Below are 14,377 nucleotides of genomic sequence, written 5' to 3' on the forward strand. Positions count from 1 at the left end.
AAGGGGCATAAGTGACGGGCCTTTCCCGCAGGACTCTTCTCGCGGCGGCGCCGGCGGCCGCGCTGATCGCCGGACGACCGGCGCAGGCGGCGCCGCCCACCCCTGTCGTACGCACATCGGGAACCGCGCCGACCCAGCTGGCCGGGTACGACAACGTGCTCAAGAAGTTCGTCCTGGCTCGCCAGATCAGGGCCGCACAGCTTGCCGTCATGAAGAACGGCAAGATCCTGCTCGCCCGCGGCTACTGCTACGACGACTACTCCAGGCTGCCGGCCACCCCGACGCCCACGTCGTTGTTCCGGATCGCCAGCCTGAGCAAGAACATCACCTCGGCCGCCGTCATGCGCCTCGTGCAGGACGGCAAGCTGAGCCTGTCGGCCAAGGTCACCCAACTGCTCGGCCTCACCCCGGCCGACGCCAGGATGGAGCAGGTCACCGTCCTGCGCCTCATGCAGCACCTCGGCGGCTGGGACCGCGACGTCTCCAAGGACCAGCTCTGGCTGGACCACACCATCTCGGCCGCGCTCGACGTGCCGCTGCCGATCGGGCATGACGACATCATCCGGTACGCCACCGCCCGCCCGCTCGACCACGCCCCGGGCACCAAGATGGTCTACAGCAACTACGGGTACCTGCTGCTCGGCCGGATCATCGAGAAGGTCTCGGGGCTGCCCTACGAGGCGTACGTCCAGAGCAAGCTGCTCCAGCCGCTCGGCATCACCCGCATGCAGCTCGGCGGGAGCCTGCGGAGCGAGGCCGTGGCCGGCGAGGTCAGGTACGAGTCGCAGTACACGAACAAGACCGTGCTGGACACCTCCGGCACCACCGTCCCGTACCCGTACGGCGGCTTCAACATGCCCAACCAGGACGCCAACGGCGGCTGGCTGGCCTCCGCCGTGGACCTGGTCCGCTGGACCCTCGCCTTCGACCGGCCGGGCACCGTGCTGAGCTCCACCTCGATCGCCAAGCTGGTGGCCAAGCCGGAGATCGGGGTCAACGAGTACGGCTCCTGGTACGGCGGCGGGTGGTGGTGCCGCCAGGTCACCGGCCACCTCAACACCTGGCACAACGGCTCGATGCCCGGCACGTTCGCCTACCTGGCGCGGCTGCAGAACGGGTTCAGCTATGCCGTGCTGTTCAACCGGCGTGAGGAGAGCGGGTCGCTCGACTACGACGGGATCGATGACGACATGAACAAGGTGACCGTGTCGTCCTGGCCGACCACCGATCTGACCTCGAAGTACTTCTGACCCGCGGGCGGCGCCCGGTACGCGGCCCCGGCCCGACGGCGCCGATCAGGTCGGCGTCAGTGCCGAGCGGCTGGCGGAGCATCCGGCGGCAGGCGTACGGGAGCCACGTCAGGAGGCGTGAATGACGGGCACGTCGAGCGCCCGCAGTGTGGCGTTGCCGGGATCGACGTCGGTGACGATCCCCGCGACCTCCGTCAGCGGCAGGACGGCGAACCGGGAGGCGGCGCCGATCTTCTCCGCGCTGCCCAGCACGTAGGTGTCCGCGGCCTGCCTGGCCAGGGCGCGTTTCATGGCGGCCTCGTCGGCGTCGCCGGTGGTCAGCCCCGCCTCGGGATGGATCCCTGTCACGCCGAGGAGGAAGAGGTCGGCGCTCAGGCCGCGGGCGGCCTCCGCCGCGGCGGCGCCGCAGGCGACCATGGAGTGCTTGAACAACCGGCCGCCGATCAGGTAGACCTCCACGTCGCGGTGCTCGGCCAGCGCGCTGCCCACGGTGGGGCTGTGCGTGATGACGGTGGCGCGCAGGTCGAGCGGGAGTGCGCGGACGACCGCGAGCGCGGTGGTGCCGCCGTCCAGGATGGCGGTGCTGCCGGGCTGGATCAGTGCGGCGGCGGCGGCGGCCACGCGTTGTTTGCCGGACACTTCGACGCCCTGGCGGGTGGCGTAGTCGGCGATGGCGGGAGAGACGGGCAGCGCGCCGCCGTACACGCGCTGGCACAAGCCCGCGGCGGCGAGGTCACGCAGGTCGCGGCGGATGCTGTCCTCGGAGATGCCGAGCTCGGCGGCGAGGTCCTTGGCGATGATCCGGCCGTCCTGGTGGAGGCGGTCCAGGAGCAGTTCACGGCGTTGGGCGGCCAGCATGCACGTTTCTCCTTGTTTTTTCCGATTGTAGTGGCGCGTCGTGATGGTTCCGATCGCAGGCAGGGCCGCTTGATCGTCTCCGACGATCTAGAGTGAGGCCCGTGTGGTACGCGTTCATCGACGTCGCGGTGCTAGCCGTCGTCGCGGTCGTCGCCCGGCGCCGTCTCGTCGTGGTCCAGGTGAGCGGTGTGAGCATGTCGCCGACCTACCGTCCGGGTGACCGGGTGCTGGTCCGCCGGACCGGCGCGGTGCGGCGGGGCCAGGTGGTGGTCTTCGAGTCGACGCGGCCGTCGGGGTGGGGCACGGGCCCGCCGGCGCCTCCGTGGGCGATCAAGCGGGTGACCGCGCTGCCGGGCGACCCCGTTCCGGCCGACGTGGCGGAGGCGGTGGCGGCGAGGCCCGGCGCGTGCGTGCCCGAGGGTGCGCTCGTGGTGGTGGGGGACGGCACGTCGAGCGCCGACTCACGGGTGTACGGCTACCTGCCGGCCGACCGGCTGCTCGGCGTGGTGGTACGCAGGCTGTCCCCCGGCCCGCCGGCTGCTGAGCGGTCGGGAGAAACGGCCTCGTAGCCGTCGGGGGATCCGGTCGCGTAGCCGTCGGCCTGCAGCGTGAACAGGCGGGCGTACTCGCCGCCCATGGCCATGAGCTCGTCGTGCGTGCCGCGTTCCGCGATCCGCCCCTCGCTCAGCACCACGATGAGGTCGGCGGCGCGCACGGTGCCCAGCCGGTGCGAGATGAGCACGCTCGTGCGCTCGCCCCGGTAGGCCCGCAGGCTGGTGTGCACCTCGTGCTCGGCCTGGGCGTCGAGACCCGAGCTGGGCTCGTCCAGGATGAGCAGGTCCTGGCGCTGCCGCAAAAACGCGCGGGCCAGCGCCAGGCGCTGCCACTGCCCGCCGGACAGGGAGACCCCGGCCTGCTCGTCGCGGTCGCCGAACAGGCGGCTGAGCATGGTGTCGTACCCGCGCGGCAGCGCGGTGATCGTCTCGTGGACGCCCGCGCGGCGGGCCGAGTCGCGGACCTGCTCGCCGTCCGCCGTCAGGTCGCCCAGCCCGATGTTCTCGGCGGCGGTGAGGTCGTAGTCCATGTAGTCCTGGAACACCGCGCCGATCCGGCCGCGCAGGTCGGCCGGGTCCGCGTCGCGCAGGTCCACCCCGTCCCAGGTGAGGCGTCCGCGGATCGGGTCGTACATCCGGCACAGCAGCTTGACCAGGGTGCTCTTGCCCGCGCCGTTCACCCCGACGAGGGCCACCGTCCGGCCGGAGGGGATGAACAGGTCCACCCCGCGCAGGATCCAGGGGTGCTCCTCGCTGTAGCGGAACCACACGTCGCGCAGCTCGATCCCGTCGCGCAGCGCGGGCAGCGCGGCGGGCTCGCGCGGAACGGGCAGGTCGGGCTCGGCCGCCACCACGTCCGTGTAGTGGCCGAACATCAGCAGCGCGTTGTGCACGTCCGCCCACTGGCTGACGATCGCGGTCAGTGCCGCCTGCACGCCCGCGACGGCGGCGACGAAGACCGTCACGTCGCCCACGCTGATGCCGCCAGAGGCGGCGCTGAGGATGGCCCACAGCAGCCCGCCGGCCGCGACGACGCTCCCGAGCAGCGCCATCACGCCCTGGCTGCGCAGGGCACGGCGGTCCACGTCGCGTTCGGCCCGGTTGATGCCGCGCACCTCGTCAAGCATCCGGTTGCGCAGGTGGTCGCCCAGGCCGAACAGCCGCACCTCCTTGGCCGCCTCCGGCCGGGTGAGCAGGTCGCCGTAGAACACCTGGCGCCGCATGGCGGGCGTGATGTCCCACATGACCTCGGCGCGCTTGCGGCTGAGCACGAGCTGGATGCGTACGGAGGGCAGCGCGGCGACGACGATGACGGCGACCATGAGCGGGTTGACGGCGGCCAGGGTGACGGTGAAGCCCGCGAGGGTGATGACCGCCTGGCCGATCGCCAGCGCGCCGACGACCAGGCGGTCCGGCGCGCTGTGACTCGACTCGTACGCCAGCCGCAGCGTGTCGTGGAAGCCCGGCGTCTCGAACCGGCTGAGCCCGGGATGGCGGTTGACCGCCCGGAACAGCCGGTCGTAGATGAGCAGGCAGATCGACCTGCGCAGTTGCGCCTTGGCGTAGTCGGACACGTGCGGCAGCACGATGACGGCCAGGCCGCTGAGGGCGAGCCCGCACGCCGCCGGCGCGAGCGCGGCGAACCCGTCGCCCCTGACGAGCGCGTCGAGGACGAGTTTCGTCAGCCAGGCGGTCGCGACCGGCGCCAGCCCGCCGAGTACGCCGAGGACGGCCGCGCCGACGGCGGCCACCGGGTGGGCCTTCCAGGCGAGGGCGGCGGCGACGCGGATCCGGCCGGGCATGGGGGTCGCCATGCCGGTCAGACGCTCGCGGGGATCGGGAGCTCGTCCGTGGAGTGCGCCGACGCCGTCACGGCGCCCGCGCCGTCCACGAGGTAGAAGCCGGGGAACGGCGGGCGTCCGAAGGCCGTGTACAGCCGGCCGTCGCGCTCCTCGGTGACCACGGTCGCCAGGGCGGCGAGGGCGGTGGTGAACGTCTCCGCCTTCGGCCCGCCGCCCACGACCAGCGCCAGGACACGGCCGCGGCCCAGGTGGCGGACCCGCTCGGCGAACTCGGGCAGGTGTTCGTCGCAGGCGGAGCAGTCGGTGGAGAACATGCCGACGACGGTCGTGCCGCCTGCGGCTTCGAAGGTGGCCCGGCTGACGGCCGCGCCGGTGGTGTCCGTCGCGGTGAAGTCAGGGAGTCTGGTGCCCGGCGGGGTGAAGGCGGGCGGCGAGACCACGGCCCGCAGGACGTTCGCGTGCTCGCGCAGGCGGCGGACCACGGCCAGCAGCAGCAACAGGTTGACGGCGCTCAGCAGGCCGACGAAGACGACGGCGGCCACGAGGAAGGACATCGGCGTCCCTTACGGTTCAGCGAGGCGGGGGTGGGACCGGGTTCAGGAGGTCGGCGAGGTCGTCGGTGAAGACGGCGAACAGCGCGATCAGGCCGCCGGCGGCGAGTGCCAGGACCGCTCCGGCGGGGTGCGTCTGCGCGCCCGCCTGCGCGGACGAGGCCTGTGCGAACGAGGCTGCCAGGCCGGTGACGGCCACCGCGATCAGGACGGCGTTGCGGACGAGGTGCCGGCTGCTCAACGGCGCCGACGAGGTGCTGAAGCAGTTGCAGGGGGTTCGGCTGCCCGAGCGGAGCGCGTACCGGATGCCGAGGGAGAAGGCCAGCAGCACGGCACCGGCCAGGCCCAGCCCGGCCGGTGCTGTGAACTCCGTCGTCAGCAGCAGGACGGTGGCCGATTCAACGGCGACCACCGTGGCGGGCAGCGCGGCCTGAACCCGGCCGCGCGGCAGCGGGACGAGCGCCGGCACCGATCGCCGGAACGCCTCGAACGCCTCCCGCCCGCGCACCTTGCCGGCCACCGCCGCCAGGAAGACGATCCCCAGGGCGCAGCGGGCGGCCAGCGCGACGTACTCCATGCCGCTGATCCGTTCGGCCGGAGGCTCAGCGGCAGTAGGTCTTGCCGGCGTAGATGCAGCAGCGGATGCCGGTCGAGGTCCACCAGCAGGGCTCGGCCTCGGCGGTGGTGGTGGGCAGCAACCTGCTCAGCAGCCGATCGCTCATCTCGTTGAGTGCACGGAACACAGGGATCCTCCTCTTGTGCGAGCCGGCGGTGGGGGAATGCCAGCTAAAGGCCGACATACGCGATTTGGGTGATCAGCGCCGCCGACACCTGGACAATAACCACGGATGATCAACTGAAGTAAGCAGTCGGGGCCGACAGCAAGCTGCAATGCCGTGCAGCTTGCTGTCACAGGCGCACCACCAGCCGCGCCGGCCCCTTTCGCTACATCGGGAGCCACATGAGCCTCAGCAGTCTCGGACTGACCGACTTCGAGGAGATCGTTTACCACGACCTCCTGTGCGGCCGCGAAACGACGGCGTGCGACCCGGACGGCCTGCGAGCCGCGCTGCAGCGGCTCTCGGCGCTCGGCCTCATCCGCTTCGACCCTGCGGGCCGGCCCGTCGCCGTCGAGCCGGAGATCGGGATCAGCCGCCTCATCCGGCGGCGGCTGCTGGAGACGAACGCCGAACAGCGCCGCATCTCGGCGGCGTGGGAGGCGGTGCACCTGCTGAGCGCGCAACAGCGCGGGCCCGACCGCACGGTCGCCGTCGAGCAGATCGACGGCGCCGACCGGATCAACGAACGCATCTGGTCACTGGCGCTCGACGCGCAGGAGGTGCTGGCCATGCAGCCAGAACGCTACCAGCCGTGCCTCGGCAGGCTGCCCGTCCACCTCCAGCGGCTCGGGGAGGGCGCCCGCTGGCGCACCATCGTCTCCCGGCAGAGCCTGCTCGACCCGGAGCTCATGGAGTACTGCGTCACGCTGCACCGCGCCGGCGACCACCACCGGCTCGTCGACGACGACGGGCAGCAGATGGTGATCGTCGACCGTTCGGTGGTCTTCGTCCCCAGCGAGCCCGGCGGCGGCGAGCGGAGCGCGTTGATGATCTCGCAGGCGGGGGTCGTGGCGACGATGGCGGACCTGTTCGAGCGCGTCTGGGCCAACGCGCAGGACCTCGAACCCCGCGACGCGCCCGACCTGACCATGCGCGAGCGGCGGGTGCTGTATCTGCTGGCCGGCACCCGTAAGGACGAGGTGGCGGCCAGGGAGATGGGGGTGAGTCTGCGGACGTACCGGCGGCACGTGGCCGAGCTGCTCGAACGGCTCGGCGCCGCCAATCGGTTCCAGGGGGCTCTGCTCGCCAAGCAGCAGGGGTGGATCTGAGCCTGAGACGAACCCATTCCCTACGTTTCGATGGTGGTGCTCGGTGGCGCGCTGGCCACGATGACGCTGGTGATGCGGGCCGACGAACGCACGTCCGTCGTCCGCGTCATCAAGCAGGTCGGCGCCGGTCAGCCCTTCGGCCCCGACGCGCTGCAGGAGGCGCGCGTCGCCGACGACGGAGCCGCGTACTGGCCCTGGCCGGAGCGCGAGAAGGTGGCGGCGGCCGTGGCGACGGTCACGGTGCTGCCGGGCACGTTGCTCACCTGGCCGATGATCACGGGTGGTGACGGCGGTGCGGTCGCGGGGCGGGCGGTCAGGGTGGGGCTGGCGCTCAAGCCCGGCCAGGCGCCCTATGACCTGCAGCGGGGGGAGCGGGTTCAGCTCATCCACGTGCCAGGCCGCAGGCAGGCTTCCGACGTGCCGGTTCTGGTGGCGGAGGAGGCGATCGTGGACGGCGTTAGCTACACGTCCGGGTCGGCCGATGTGGCATCGCCCGGGCATGCCGCGCTGTAAGCTCCGCCCAACGCCCGGCGCTGCCCTCCGGCAGTCCGGCCGCAAGCCCGCTCACCTGGACATCCCGCCAGCCGTCGCGCTCTGATCGGTGGGGTTCGGCGCCGCCGCGCTGGACGAGCACCAGTGCGGTGGCGATGAAGCCCTCCATGAGGGCGTGCAGGATGGGATGGTTCGTCCGCTCGTAGCGCTCGACCAGGGCGCTCACGAAGGCGGTGAAGACCTCCAGGTCGATCCGGCACTCGTCGTTCTCCATCGGCCCGAGCCCGGTAGGGAGGCCCGTTTCCGGTGCGAGGGCGTCGGCTGATCGCAGGAACAGCGCGGACACCCCGTTCGACGGGTTCCAGAGGACTTGCTCGCCGACCTGGTAATACTGGCTCACCACACCTCCTGCCGGGAATGCCTGTCATCCGCCCATGATGAGCCCGACGATAGCCGCGAAGCCAGCGGACGCCCGGTCAGCTCGCGGCGGCGCGATCCCCCACGGGGCGGCGGCGCAGGGCGGGGTCGATCAAGGGGGCCGGGCTCCAGAGGCCGACCGGGTGGTAGATGTTGGTGCCGGGCGGGACGAGCTCGTCGATCCGGTCGAGCACGCTGTCGTCGAGCACCAGCGAAGCCCCCTTCAGCAGGCCTTCGAGCTGCTCCATGGTGCGCGGCCCGAGGATGACCGAGGTGACGGCCGGGTGGGACGCGGCGAAGGCGATGGCCAGCGCGGGCAGGGTGCAGCCGATCTCGTCCGCCAGTTTCACCAGCTCCTCGACGACGTCCAGCTTGGCCGCGTTGACCGGGATGGACGGGTCGAAGCGTTCCGGCGCGCGGGCGGCGCGGCCCTGCGCCAGGTCGACGTGCCGGCCCTTGCGGTAGCGGCCGGTCAGGAAGCCCCAGCCGAGCGGGCTGTAGGTGAGCACGCCCAGGCCGAGCCGCTGCGCGGTGGGCAGGACGTCGCCCTCGATGCCTCGGGCCAGGATGTTGTACGGCGGCTGCTCGGTGCGGAAGCGGTAGAGGCCGCGCTGCCGGGCCACGTGGTAGGCCTCGACCGTCTCGTGGGCCGGGAAGGCGGAGCTGCCGAAGGCGCGGATCTTGCCCTGCCGCACCAGGTCGGTCAGGGCGGAGAGGGTCTCCTCGATGTCGGTGCGGTGGTCGGGGCGGTGGATCTGGTAGAGGTCGATCCAGTCGGTACGCAGCCGCTTGAGGCTCGCCTCGACCTCGCGCACGATCCAGCGCCGCGAGTTGCCGCCCCTGTTGGGCCCCTCCCCCATCGGGAAGTGCACCTTGGTGGCCAGGACGACGTCGTCCCGCCGCCCCTGCAGCGCCTTGCCGACGATCTCCTCGGACTCGCCCGCCGAGTACATGTCGGCGGTGTCGACGAAGTTGATGCCGTGGTCGAGGGCGGTGTGGATGATGCGGATGCTGTCTTCGTGGTCGGGGTTGCCGGCCGAGCCGAACATCATGGTGCCCAGGCAGTGGGTGCTGACCTCGATACCGGTGCCGCCGAGGATGCGATGTCTCATGCTTCGGAACCGTAGAACCTAGAGCCGACTCTAGGGCAAACTGGGCCGCATGTCGGGTTTGAGCATCGGCCAGGTCGCCGAGCGCACCGGGCTCAGCGTGCACACGCTCCGCTTCTACGAGCGGGAGGGGCTGCTGGCCCAGCCGGTGAGCCGGGGGGTCGCGGGGCACCGGGTCTACAGCGAGGACGACATCGGCTGGCTGGGTGTGTGCATGCGGCTGCGGGCGTCCGGCATGCCGTTGACCGACATCCGGCGCTACACCGAGCTGGTCAGGGCCGGGCAGGGCAACGAGGTGGAGCGGCTGGAGGTGCTGCGCGAGCATCGGGATCGGGTGGTCGCGCAGATGCGTGAGCTGGACGAGTGCCTCAAGCTGATCTCCCACAAGGTGGCGATCTACGAGGGTCGTCTGGGTCTGCGGGACGGCGTCACGGAGTGCACGCCCTGACGTCAACCCCTCGACGCCGCGGACATCAGCACGTCCACCTCACAACCCGGCAGGGCCGGGTCGAAGCCGTGCTCGACCAGCCACCGAATCGCCAGCAGGCTGCGCAACGACCACCCCGCACGGATCACGTCGAGATCGGCGCCATCACCGTAGCCGGCCACGACGTCGGCGAGGTGCTCCTCGTGCCCGAGCGTCAAGGTGGCCAGGTCGTACAGGGGATCGCCCTGGCCCGCCTCCGACCAGTCGATCACGCCGGTGACCTCGTCACCGTCGACGAACACGTGCGTGATCTGCAGGTCTCCGTGCGTGAACACCGGGGCGCCCGGCCGCAGTGCGTCCTCGGCGATGCGGCGGTTGCGCTTGACGACGTCGGCGGGAAGGACGTCGTTGGCGATGAGCCAGGCGCATTCGTCATCGAGGCGCGACGCCTCCTCCTCCAGGTTCCGGCCGCCCGGCCAGGGCGGCGGCGGGGCGTCGTGCAGCGTGCGGGCGGCGGCGCCCGCCGCGGCCCAGGCCGCCGGGGAGGCGTTCGACGGCTCGCCCAGGCGGCCGAGTGCCGTGCCGGGGACGGCGGCGAGCGCCAGGACGGGCGGGTTGCGCCACAGGACTCGCGGGGTCGGGATCGGCGCCAGGGCCATCGCCTCGACCTCGACGTCGATGCGCGTCTGGACGCTGTCGATCTTCAGGAAGACGTCGCCCGCGCGTAACGTCGCGCGTTCGCTGTGTGCGACGACGACCTCGATCTCGTTCACATCGGCCCATTATGGCGAGGACGCCTCCCGGCGTCGCCATATTTATCCCTGGACGCCGCCCCCGATGACGGCCTGGCTGCTGCGGAGGAACGAGGCCGCGACGGCCGCCGGCTCGTCAAGGTATCCGGCGACCATGGCGCCGTCCCGGATCAACATGAGATCGTCGGCGGCCTCCGCCGGGTTCCGGACCCCGAGCGGAGCGATGAGCTGCTCGAACGTCGCCCTGTTCCAGCGGCGATGCGCGTCCACGGCCTTGCGGATCGGGCTGTCGGGGTCGGGGTACTCGGCGGCGGCGTTGATGAAGGGGCAGCCGCGGAAGCCGGGCGCGCAGGCTATGGCCCCGATCGCCTCGGAGATCACCCGCAGCGTGGCCTCGACGTCGCCGTCGCCCTGCTTGACGGCCTGGCCGATGCCGTCCCGCTCCAGTGCGGCGCGGCGTTCGAGGTAGGCGACGACGAGCTCGTCCTTGCTCTTGAAGTGCCGGTAGAACGTCACCTTCGTGGTGGCGGCGAGGTCGATGACCTTGTCGACGCTCACCGCGCGCAGCCCGTGCGCGTAGAACAGCTCGCTCGCGGCTTCGAGGAGTCGTTCGCGCATGGGGCTGACCATGCCCGAGATCATACGCGCCCCTCCTCTTGCGCCGGTCGTCCTGCCGGGCTAACGTCAGCACCGGTAGAGTTACTAGTCATTCTACCTACTCCGAGTGTAAGAAGAAGGACAGAGAATGACCACCGCCACCGACACGAACACCCGCCCCACCGCCGCGGCGTTGCGGAACCTCTACGTGACGCGCTTCGTGTTCGCCCTCGTCTGGGCGATCCTGCTGTTCCTGACCGGGCCGTCCACCGGCCCGGCGAGCGTGGCGCTGCTCGTCGTCTACCCCCTGTTCGACGTCGCCGCCGCCATCGTGGACCTGCGCTCGTCCAGGACCGCCCGCCCCACCGCGGCCCTGTACGTCAACCTGGCCCTCAGCCTGCTCACCGCCATCGGCCTGGCCGTCACTGCCGGCACGGGCGTGACGGCGGTGTTGCGCGTGTGGGGCGTCTGGGCCATCACCGCCGGGATCGTGCAGCTCGTCGTGGCCGTCGGCCGCCGCGGGCTCGGCGGCCAGTGGCCGATGATCCTCAGCGGGGGGATCTCCACGCTCGCCGGGACGGGGTTCATCCTCCAGTCCGGTACGCCGGCCGCGTCCCTGACCAGCCTCGCCGGGTACGCGACCGTCGGCGGCGTCTTCTTCCTCGTCTCCGCCCTCCGCCTGCACCGCACCGCCAGGAACGGCTGAACCCCGTTGCGGCGGCCTCAGGAGCGGCGGCCCGACCAGGCCCGGATGACCAGCATGACGCTCCCGCCGAACAGCAGCGTGCCAACAGGCACGTGCAGCTCGGGAACGTGCAGGTCACCGAGCGCCGCCGCGGCCAGGGACAGGACGAGCATGAACGCGCTGCCGGCGACGAACCGCGGCGACCCGCCGCCCGGCCGCCACACCAGGACCGCGACGAGCAACTGGGCCGCCGCCGTGGCTACGACCGCCAGCGCCGTGACGCCGTGCAGCGTCCGCCCGTCAGGTGAGGCCAGCAGCGTCCCTGCCGTGGTCGCCTGGATCAGCAGGGCCACCGCCTGGAGGATCACCGTGACCCGCAGCGCCAGGAGGAACCGGGGCCTGGTGGCGAACGTGCTCCCGGTCACGGGGCGCTCCCGATGAAGCCCGCGATGGCCTCGGCCAGCCGCCGCGGCTGATCCTCCTGGAGGAAGTGCCCGGCGTCGGCGATCGTGACGTGCGGCTGCCCCTTGGCACCCGGGATACGCTCGGCCATCCGCTCGCCGTGGACGCGGCTCACCGGGTCGTGCTCGCCGAACGCGCACAGGAACGGGATGTCGAGCGTCTCCAGCACGCGCCACGCCTCGCGGTTGCCCGGGGCGGCCTCGTCCCGCGGGGAGATCGGCACGAGCAGCGGGAACTGCCGCGCGCCCTGGAGGTAGGGCTCGCCAGGGAACGGCGCGTCGTAGGCGGCCAGCACGGCGGGGTCCGCGCCGGCGCGGAGGTTGCGCGCGAGGACCGCGGCCACGCTGAACGGGTTCGAGCGCTGGCTGGACTGCAGCCAGTGAACGAAGAACGGGCCCATGTCCTGGTCGCCGGCGGGCAGCATCGTGTTGGTGGCCACGGCGCGGCGGAAGCGGCCGGGATGCTCGGCGAGCAGCCGCAGCCCGAGCAGGCCACCCCAGTCGTGGCAGACCAGCGTGACCCCGTCCAGGTCGAGCGGGCCGAACACGAGGGCCCGCAACCAGTCGAGATGGGCCTGGTAGGTGTAGTCGAAGCGGTCGGCGGGCTTGTCGGAGCGTCCGAACCCGACCAGGTCCGGCGCGACACACCGGTGACCGGCCGCCACCAGCGGCGGGATGATGTCACGCCAGAGGTAGCTCCAGGTCGGCTCGCCGTGCAGGAGCAGCACGGTCTCCCCCGACGGCTCACCGGCGGGGCGTTCGTCGAGGTAGTGCATGCGCAGGACGGTGCCGTGGCCGTCGCCCGCGTCGATCTCGGCGTAGTGCGGCTGGAACGGGTAGCCGGGAAGGCCGTCGAAGCGGTCGTCCGGGGTTCTCAGCACCCGCATGGGTTGCGTGCTTGTCATGCCTCCCAAGAGGCCGGGCGGGCCGGAAAGGTGACACGCCCGTGCGCGTTAAGGACGGCGGGAGGAGGACCTTAAGACATCCGTAAGCCGGCTCCGAGAAGCTACAGGCACATCAAAGAGCCGGACCACAGGAGAAAACGTCATGAGGACCATCGCCGCCAGCCTGTTCATCTCCCTCGACGGCGTCGTCGAGGAGCCCGGAGACTGGCACTTCCCCTACTTCAACGACGAGATGGGCGCGGCCGTGGGCAGCCAGATGGCCGACACCCTGCTGCTGGGCCGCAAGACCTACGACAGCTTCGCCGGCGCCTGGCCCGCCATCGAGGCCGAGGGCGGCGAGGACGCCGACTACGCCAAGATCCTCGGCGACTCACGCAAGATCGTCGTCTCGCGGCAGGCGCTGGAGTTCACCTGGCGCAACACCGAGCTGCTGCAGGGCGACCTGACCGAGGCCGTCACCGCGCTGAAGAACGAGGACGGCGGGCGCATCGCGGTCAGCGGCTCGGTCTCGGTGGTCCGGCAGCTGCTGCAGGCCGGGCTGCTGGACGAGCTGCACCTGCTGGTGCACCCGATCGCGGTGCGCAAGGGCGAGCGGCTCTTCGACGAGGCAGACACCACCGTCCCGCTGGAGCTGGTCAAGTCGGAGACGTTCTCGACGGGTGTGCTGTATCTCGTCTACCGTCCCGCGAAGGCGTCCTGACCACGAAGGCACGGTGAGGTCGTGTCAGCGGACGCGTCAGGCCGCCGGCTGGAGCGCCCATCGCAGGCGAGCTAGGGCAGAGCAGTCCCCTGTACGGCCTGGATGTCCAGCTCGACCTTGACCGTGGCGCCGACCAGGTTGATCCCGGCCCGCACTACCTGGTTGTACGTCATCGCGAAATCCTCGCGACGCAACTCCGTCTCCGCGTGGAAGGCCGCCCGCAGGCCGCCCCACGGGTCCGGGCCGGTGCCGAGGTAGGCCAGGTCGAGGTCCACGGGCCGCGTCACCCCGGCGAGGGTCAGCGTCCCGTGGACGGTCCACCGGTCGGGGCCCGCCGGGCTGAGCCCGGTGCCGCGGTAGGAGATCATCGGATGCGCGGCCACGCTCAGGAAGTCGGCCGAGCGCAGGTGGTCGTCCCTGGTGGCGTTGCCGGTGTCGATCGAGGCGGCGGCGATGTCCGCGGCCACCCTGGACGCCGCCGGGCTCGCGCCGACCTCGATCCGCCCGGCGAACTGCCGGAACCGCCCGCGCACGGTGCTGAGCCCGAGGTGCTGGGCGGTCGCGGCGATCGTGCAGTGCGCGGGGTCGAGCGTCCAGGGGCCGGGCGGCGGCAGGTCGGAGCCGCCCTGCCTGGCCAGCACCACGGTGCCCAGCTCGGCCACGCCGGACGCGGTCACGATGGCCGTCAGCGCGGCCGGCGTGTAGCCGATCGCGGTGGCGACGGCCGTGTACACGCCGGGCCGCAGCGGGCCGCTCGACACGACCCCGTCGGCGTCGGCCTCCGCCCGGACGACCTGCTGCCCGGACGTGTCGGTCACCGTGACGACCGCGTGCTGCACGGCCCATCCGTCCTTCGTGCGGACGGCGGCGCGCAGCCCCCGCCGGCCGGTCGGAAGGTTGTGCTGGCTGGTGTCCATGGTGCGTGCTCC

Annotated in this window: 19 protein-coding genes; 7 read left to right on the top strand and 12 right to left on the bottom strand. The window is 71.7% G+C overall.

What is annotated here, in order from left to right; genetic code table 11:
- Positions 1–11 precede the first annotated feature (11 nt).
- Positions 12–1,250 carry a serine hydrolase domain-containing protein gene (locus FXF51_RS49335; RefSeq protein WP_148441764.1) on the top strand — a complete coding sequence of 413 codons (1,239 nt, stop codon included), beginning with the start codon at positions 12–14 and terminating at the stop codon, positions 1,248–1,250.
- A 108-nt stretch (positions 1,251–1,358) separates the two neighbouring features.
- Here the strand turns inward: FXF51_RS49335 and FXF51_RS49340 are convergent, their stop codons facing one another.
- Complete coding sequence (locus FXF51_RS49340; RefSeq protein ID WP_148441765.1) at positions 1,359–2,108, bottom strand: DeoR/GlpR family DNA-binding transcription regulator; 750 nt, start codon at positions 2,106–2,108, stop codon at positions 1,359–1,361.
- A 101-nt stretch (positions 2,109–2,209) separates the two neighbouring features.
- On the opposite strand from FXF51_RS49340, the gene FXF51_RS49345 reads away from it, so the two are divergent.
- Positions 2,210–2,677: a S26 family signal peptidase gene (locus FXF51_RS49345; RefSeq protein ID WP_222871815.1), complete on the top strand. Its 468-nt coding sequence runs from the start codon at positions 2,210–2,212 to the stop codon at positions 2,675–2,677.
- Here FXF51_RS49345 and FXF51_RS49350 read toward each other — a convergent pair.
- The 4 genes from FXF51_RS49350 to FXF51_RS61385 are packed head-to-tail and all read right to left on the bottom strand — an operon-like array spanning position 2,584 to position 5,758.
- Positions 2,584–4,476, bottom strand: coding sequence for an ABC transporter ATP-binding protein (locus FXF51_RS49350; protein WP_148441766.1), 1,893 nt, complete (start codon positions 4,474–4,476; stop codon positions 2,584–2,586). The genes FXF51_RS49345 and FXF51_RS49350 overlap by 94 nt on opposite strands.
- Before the next feature lie 5 nt (positions 4,477–4,481).
- Positions 4,482–5,018, bottom strand: coding sequence for a TlpA family protein disulfide reductase (locus FXF51_RS49355; protein WP_148441767.1), 537 nt, complete (start codon positions 5,016–5,018; stop codon positions 4,482–4,484).
- A gap of 16 nt (positions 5,019–5,034) precedes the next feature.
- The gene (locus tag FXF51_RS49360) at positions 5,035–5,592 is read right to left on the bottom strand and encodes a MauE/DoxX family redox-associated membrane protein (RefSeq protein WP_148441768.1); all 558 of its coding nucleotides are present in this window, start codon (positions 5,590–5,592) and stop codon (positions 5,035–5,037) included.
- A gap of 25 nt (positions 5,593–5,617) precedes the next feature.
- Complete coding sequence (locus FXF51_RS61385; protein ID WP_187415001.1) at positions 5,618–5,758, bottom strand: hypothetical protein; 141 nt, start codon at positions 5,756–5,758, stop codon at positions 5,618–5,620.
- 218 nt (positions 5,759–5,976) lie between these two features.
- Here FXF51_RS61385 and FXF51_RS49365 point away from each other — a divergent pair, with 218 nt between their 5' ends.
- Together FXF51_RS49365 and FXF51_RS49370 are read left to right on the top strand one after the other, a co-directional pair.
- Positions 5,977–6,903 (top strand): helix-turn-helix transcriptional regulator, encoded by a 927-nt coding sequence (locus FXF51_RS49365; RefSeq protein WP_148441769.1) that lies wholly within the window; start codon positions 5,977–5,979, stop codon positions 6,901–6,903.
- A 30-nt stretch (positions 6,904–6,933) separates the two neighbouring features.
- Complete coding sequence (locus FXF51_RS49370; protein WP_148441770.1) at positions 6,934–7,416, top strand: hypothetical protein; 483 nt, start codon at positions 6,934–6,936, stop codon at positions 7,414–7,416.
- On the opposite strand, the gene FXF51_RS49375 is transcribed toward FXF51_RS49370, so the two are convergent.
- Positions 7,361–7,795, bottom strand: a complete 435-nt coding sequence (locus FXF51_RS49375) for a DUF6086 family protein (protein WP_148441771.1) — start codon at positions 7,793–7,795, stop codon at positions 7,361–7,363. The two genes, FXF51_RS49370 and FXF51_RS49375, sit on opposite strands and share 56 nt — an antisense overlap.
- A gap of 76 nt (positions 7,796–7,871) precedes the next feature.
- Positions 7,872–8,924 carry an aldo/keto reductase gene (locus tag FXF51_RS49380; RefSeq protein ID WP_148441772.1) on the bottom strand — a complete coding sequence of 351 codons (1,053 nt, stop codon included), beginning with the start codon at positions 8,922–8,924 and terminating at the stop codon, positions 7,872–7,874.
- A gap of 49 nt (positions 8,925–8,973) precedes the next feature.
- Here FXF51_RS49380 and FXF51_RS49385 point away from each other — a divergent pair, with 49 nt between their 5' ends.
- Complete coding sequence (locus tag FXF51_RS49385) at positions 8,974–9,369, top strand: MerR family transcriptional regulator (protein WP_187415002.1); 396 nt, start codon at positions 8,974–8,976, stop codon at positions 9,367–9,369.
- Between the two features lie 2 nt (positions 9,370–9,371).
- Here the strand turns inward: FXF51_RS49385 and FXF51_RS49390 are convergent, their stop codons facing one another.
- Positions 9,372–10,121 carry a phosphotransferase family protein gene (locus FXF51_RS49390; protein ID WP_148441773.1) on the bottom strand — a complete coding sequence of 250 codons (750 nt, stop codon included), beginning with the start codon at positions 10,119–10,121 and terminating at the stop codon, positions 9,372–9,374.
- Between the two features lie 42 nt (positions 10,122–10,163).
- On the bottom strand, positions 10,164–10,730 hold the full coding sequence (locus FXF51_RS49395; protein WP_262380389.1) for a TetR/AcrR family transcriptional regulator: 567 nt from the start codon (positions 10,728–10,730) through the stop codon (positions 10,164–10,166).
- Positions 10,731–10,845: 115 nt separating this feature from the next.
- Between FXF51_RS49395 and FXF51_RS49400 the strand changes: the two genes are divergently transcribed.
- The gene (locus FXF51_RS49400) at positions 10,846–11,403 is read left to right on the top strand and encodes a hypothetical protein (RefSeq protein ID WP_148441775.1); all 558 of its coding nucleotides are present in this window, start codon (positions 10,846–10,848) and stop codon (positions 11,401–11,403) included.
- Positions 11,404–11,420: 17 nt separating this feature from the next.
- Here FXF51_RS49400 and FXF51_RS49405 read toward each other — a convergent pair whose 3' ends face one another.
- Together FXF51_RS49405 and FXF51_RS49410 are read right to left on the bottom strand one after the other, a co-directional pair.
- The gene (locus FXF51_RS49405; protein ID WP_262380390.1) at positions 11,421–11,807 is read right to left on the bottom strand and encodes a hypothetical protein; all 387 of its coding nucleotides are present in this window, start codon (positions 11,805–11,807) and stop codon (positions 11,421–11,423) included.
- Positions 11,804–12,748 carry a haloalkane dehalogenase gene (locus FXF51_RS49410; protein ID WP_222871816.1) on the bottom strand — a complete coding sequence of 315 codons (945 nt, stop codon included), beginning with the start codon at positions 12,746–12,748 and terminating at the stop codon, positions 11,804–11,806. Before FXF51_RS49410 ends, FXF51_RS49405 begins: the two co-directional genes overlap by 4 nt.
- Positions 12,749–12,890: 142 nt before the next feature.
- Here FXF51_RS49410 and FXF51_RS49415 point away from each other — a divergent pair, with 142 nt between their 5' ends.
- On the top strand, positions 12,891–13,448 hold the full coding sequence (locus tag FXF51_RS49415) for a dihydrofolate reductase family protein (protein WP_148441776.1): 558 nt from the start codon (positions 12,891–12,893) through the stop codon (positions 13,446–13,448).
- Positions 13,449–13,519: 71 nt separating this feature from the next.
- On the opposite strand, the gene FXF51_RS49420 is transcribed toward FXF51_RS49415, so the two are convergent.
- The gene (locus tag FXF51_RS49420) at positions 13,520–14,365 is read right to left on the bottom strand and encodes a YceI family protein (protein WP_148441777.1); all 846 of its coding nucleotides are present in this window, start codon (positions 14,363–14,365) and stop codon (positions 13,520–13,522) included.
- Positions 14,366–14,377: the final 12 nt, after the last annotated feature.

The organism is Nonomuraea sp. PA05 (assembly GCF_008086045.1).
Taxonomy (GTDB): domain Bacteria; phylum Actinomycetota; class Actinomycetes; order Streptosporangiales; family Streptosporangiaceae; genus Nonomuraea; species Nonomuraea monospora.

What these genes read in the sequence shown, in the direction of transcription:
- FXF51_RS49340 (WP_148441765.1), bottom strand. Translation starts at nt 2,108, where the DNA reads ATGCTGGCCGCCCAACGCCGTGAACTGCTCCTGGACCGCCTCCACCAG.
- FXF51_RS49350 (WP_148441766.1), bottom strand. Translation starts at nt 4,476, where the DNA reads ATGGCGACCCCCATGCCCGGCCGGATCCGCGTCGCCGCCGCCCTCGCC.
- FXF51_RS49355 (WP_148441767.1), bottom strand. Translation starts at nt 5,018, where the DNA reads ATGTCCTTCCTCGTGGCCGCCGTCGTCTTCGTCGGCCTGCTGAGCGCC.
- FXF51_RS49360 (WP_148441768.1), bottom strand. Translation starts at nt 5,592, where the DNA reads ATGGAGTACGTCGCGCTGGCCGCCCGCTGCGCCCTGGGGATCGTCTTC.
- FXF51_RS49365 (WP_148441769.1), top strand. Translation starts at nt 5,977, where the DNA reads ATGAGCCTCAGCAGTCTCGGACTGACCGACTTCGAGGAGATCGTTTAC.
- FXF51_RS49370 (WP_148441770.1), top strand. Translation starts at nt 6,934, where the DNA reads ATGGTGGTGCTCGGTGGCGCGCTGGCCACGATGACGCTGGTGATGCGG.
- FXF51_RS49380 (WP_148441772.1), bottom strand. Translation starts at nt 8,924, where the DNA reads ATGAGACATCGCATCCTCGGCGGCACCGGTATCGAGGTCAGCACCCAC.
- FXF51_RS49385 (WP_187415002.1), top strand. Translation starts at nt 8,974, where the DNA reads ATGTCGGGTTTGAGCATCGGCCAGGTCGCCGAGCGCACCGGGCTCAGC.
- FXF51_RS49395 (WP_262380389.1), bottom strand. Translation starts at nt 10,730, where the DNA reads ATGGTCAGCCCCATGCGCGAACGACTCCTCGAAGCCGCGAGCGAGCTG.
- FXF51_RS49400 (WP_148441775.1), top strand. Translation starts at nt 10,846, where the DNA reads ATGACCACCGCCACCGACACGAACACCCGCCCCACCGCCGCGGCGTTG.
- FXF51_RS49410 (WP_222871816.1), bottom strand. Translation starts at nt 12,748, where the DNA reads ATGACAAGCACGCAACCCATGCGGGTGCTGAGAACCCCGGACGACCGC.
- FXF51_RS49415 (WP_148441776.1), top strand. Translation starts at nt 12,891, where the DNA reads ATGAGGACCATCGCCGCCAGCCTGTTCATCTCCCTCGACGGCGTCGTC.
- FXF51_RS49420 (WP_148441777.1), bottom strand. Translation starts at nt 14,365, where the DNA reads ATGGACACCAGCCAGCACAACCTTCCGACCGGCCGGCGGGGGCTGCGC.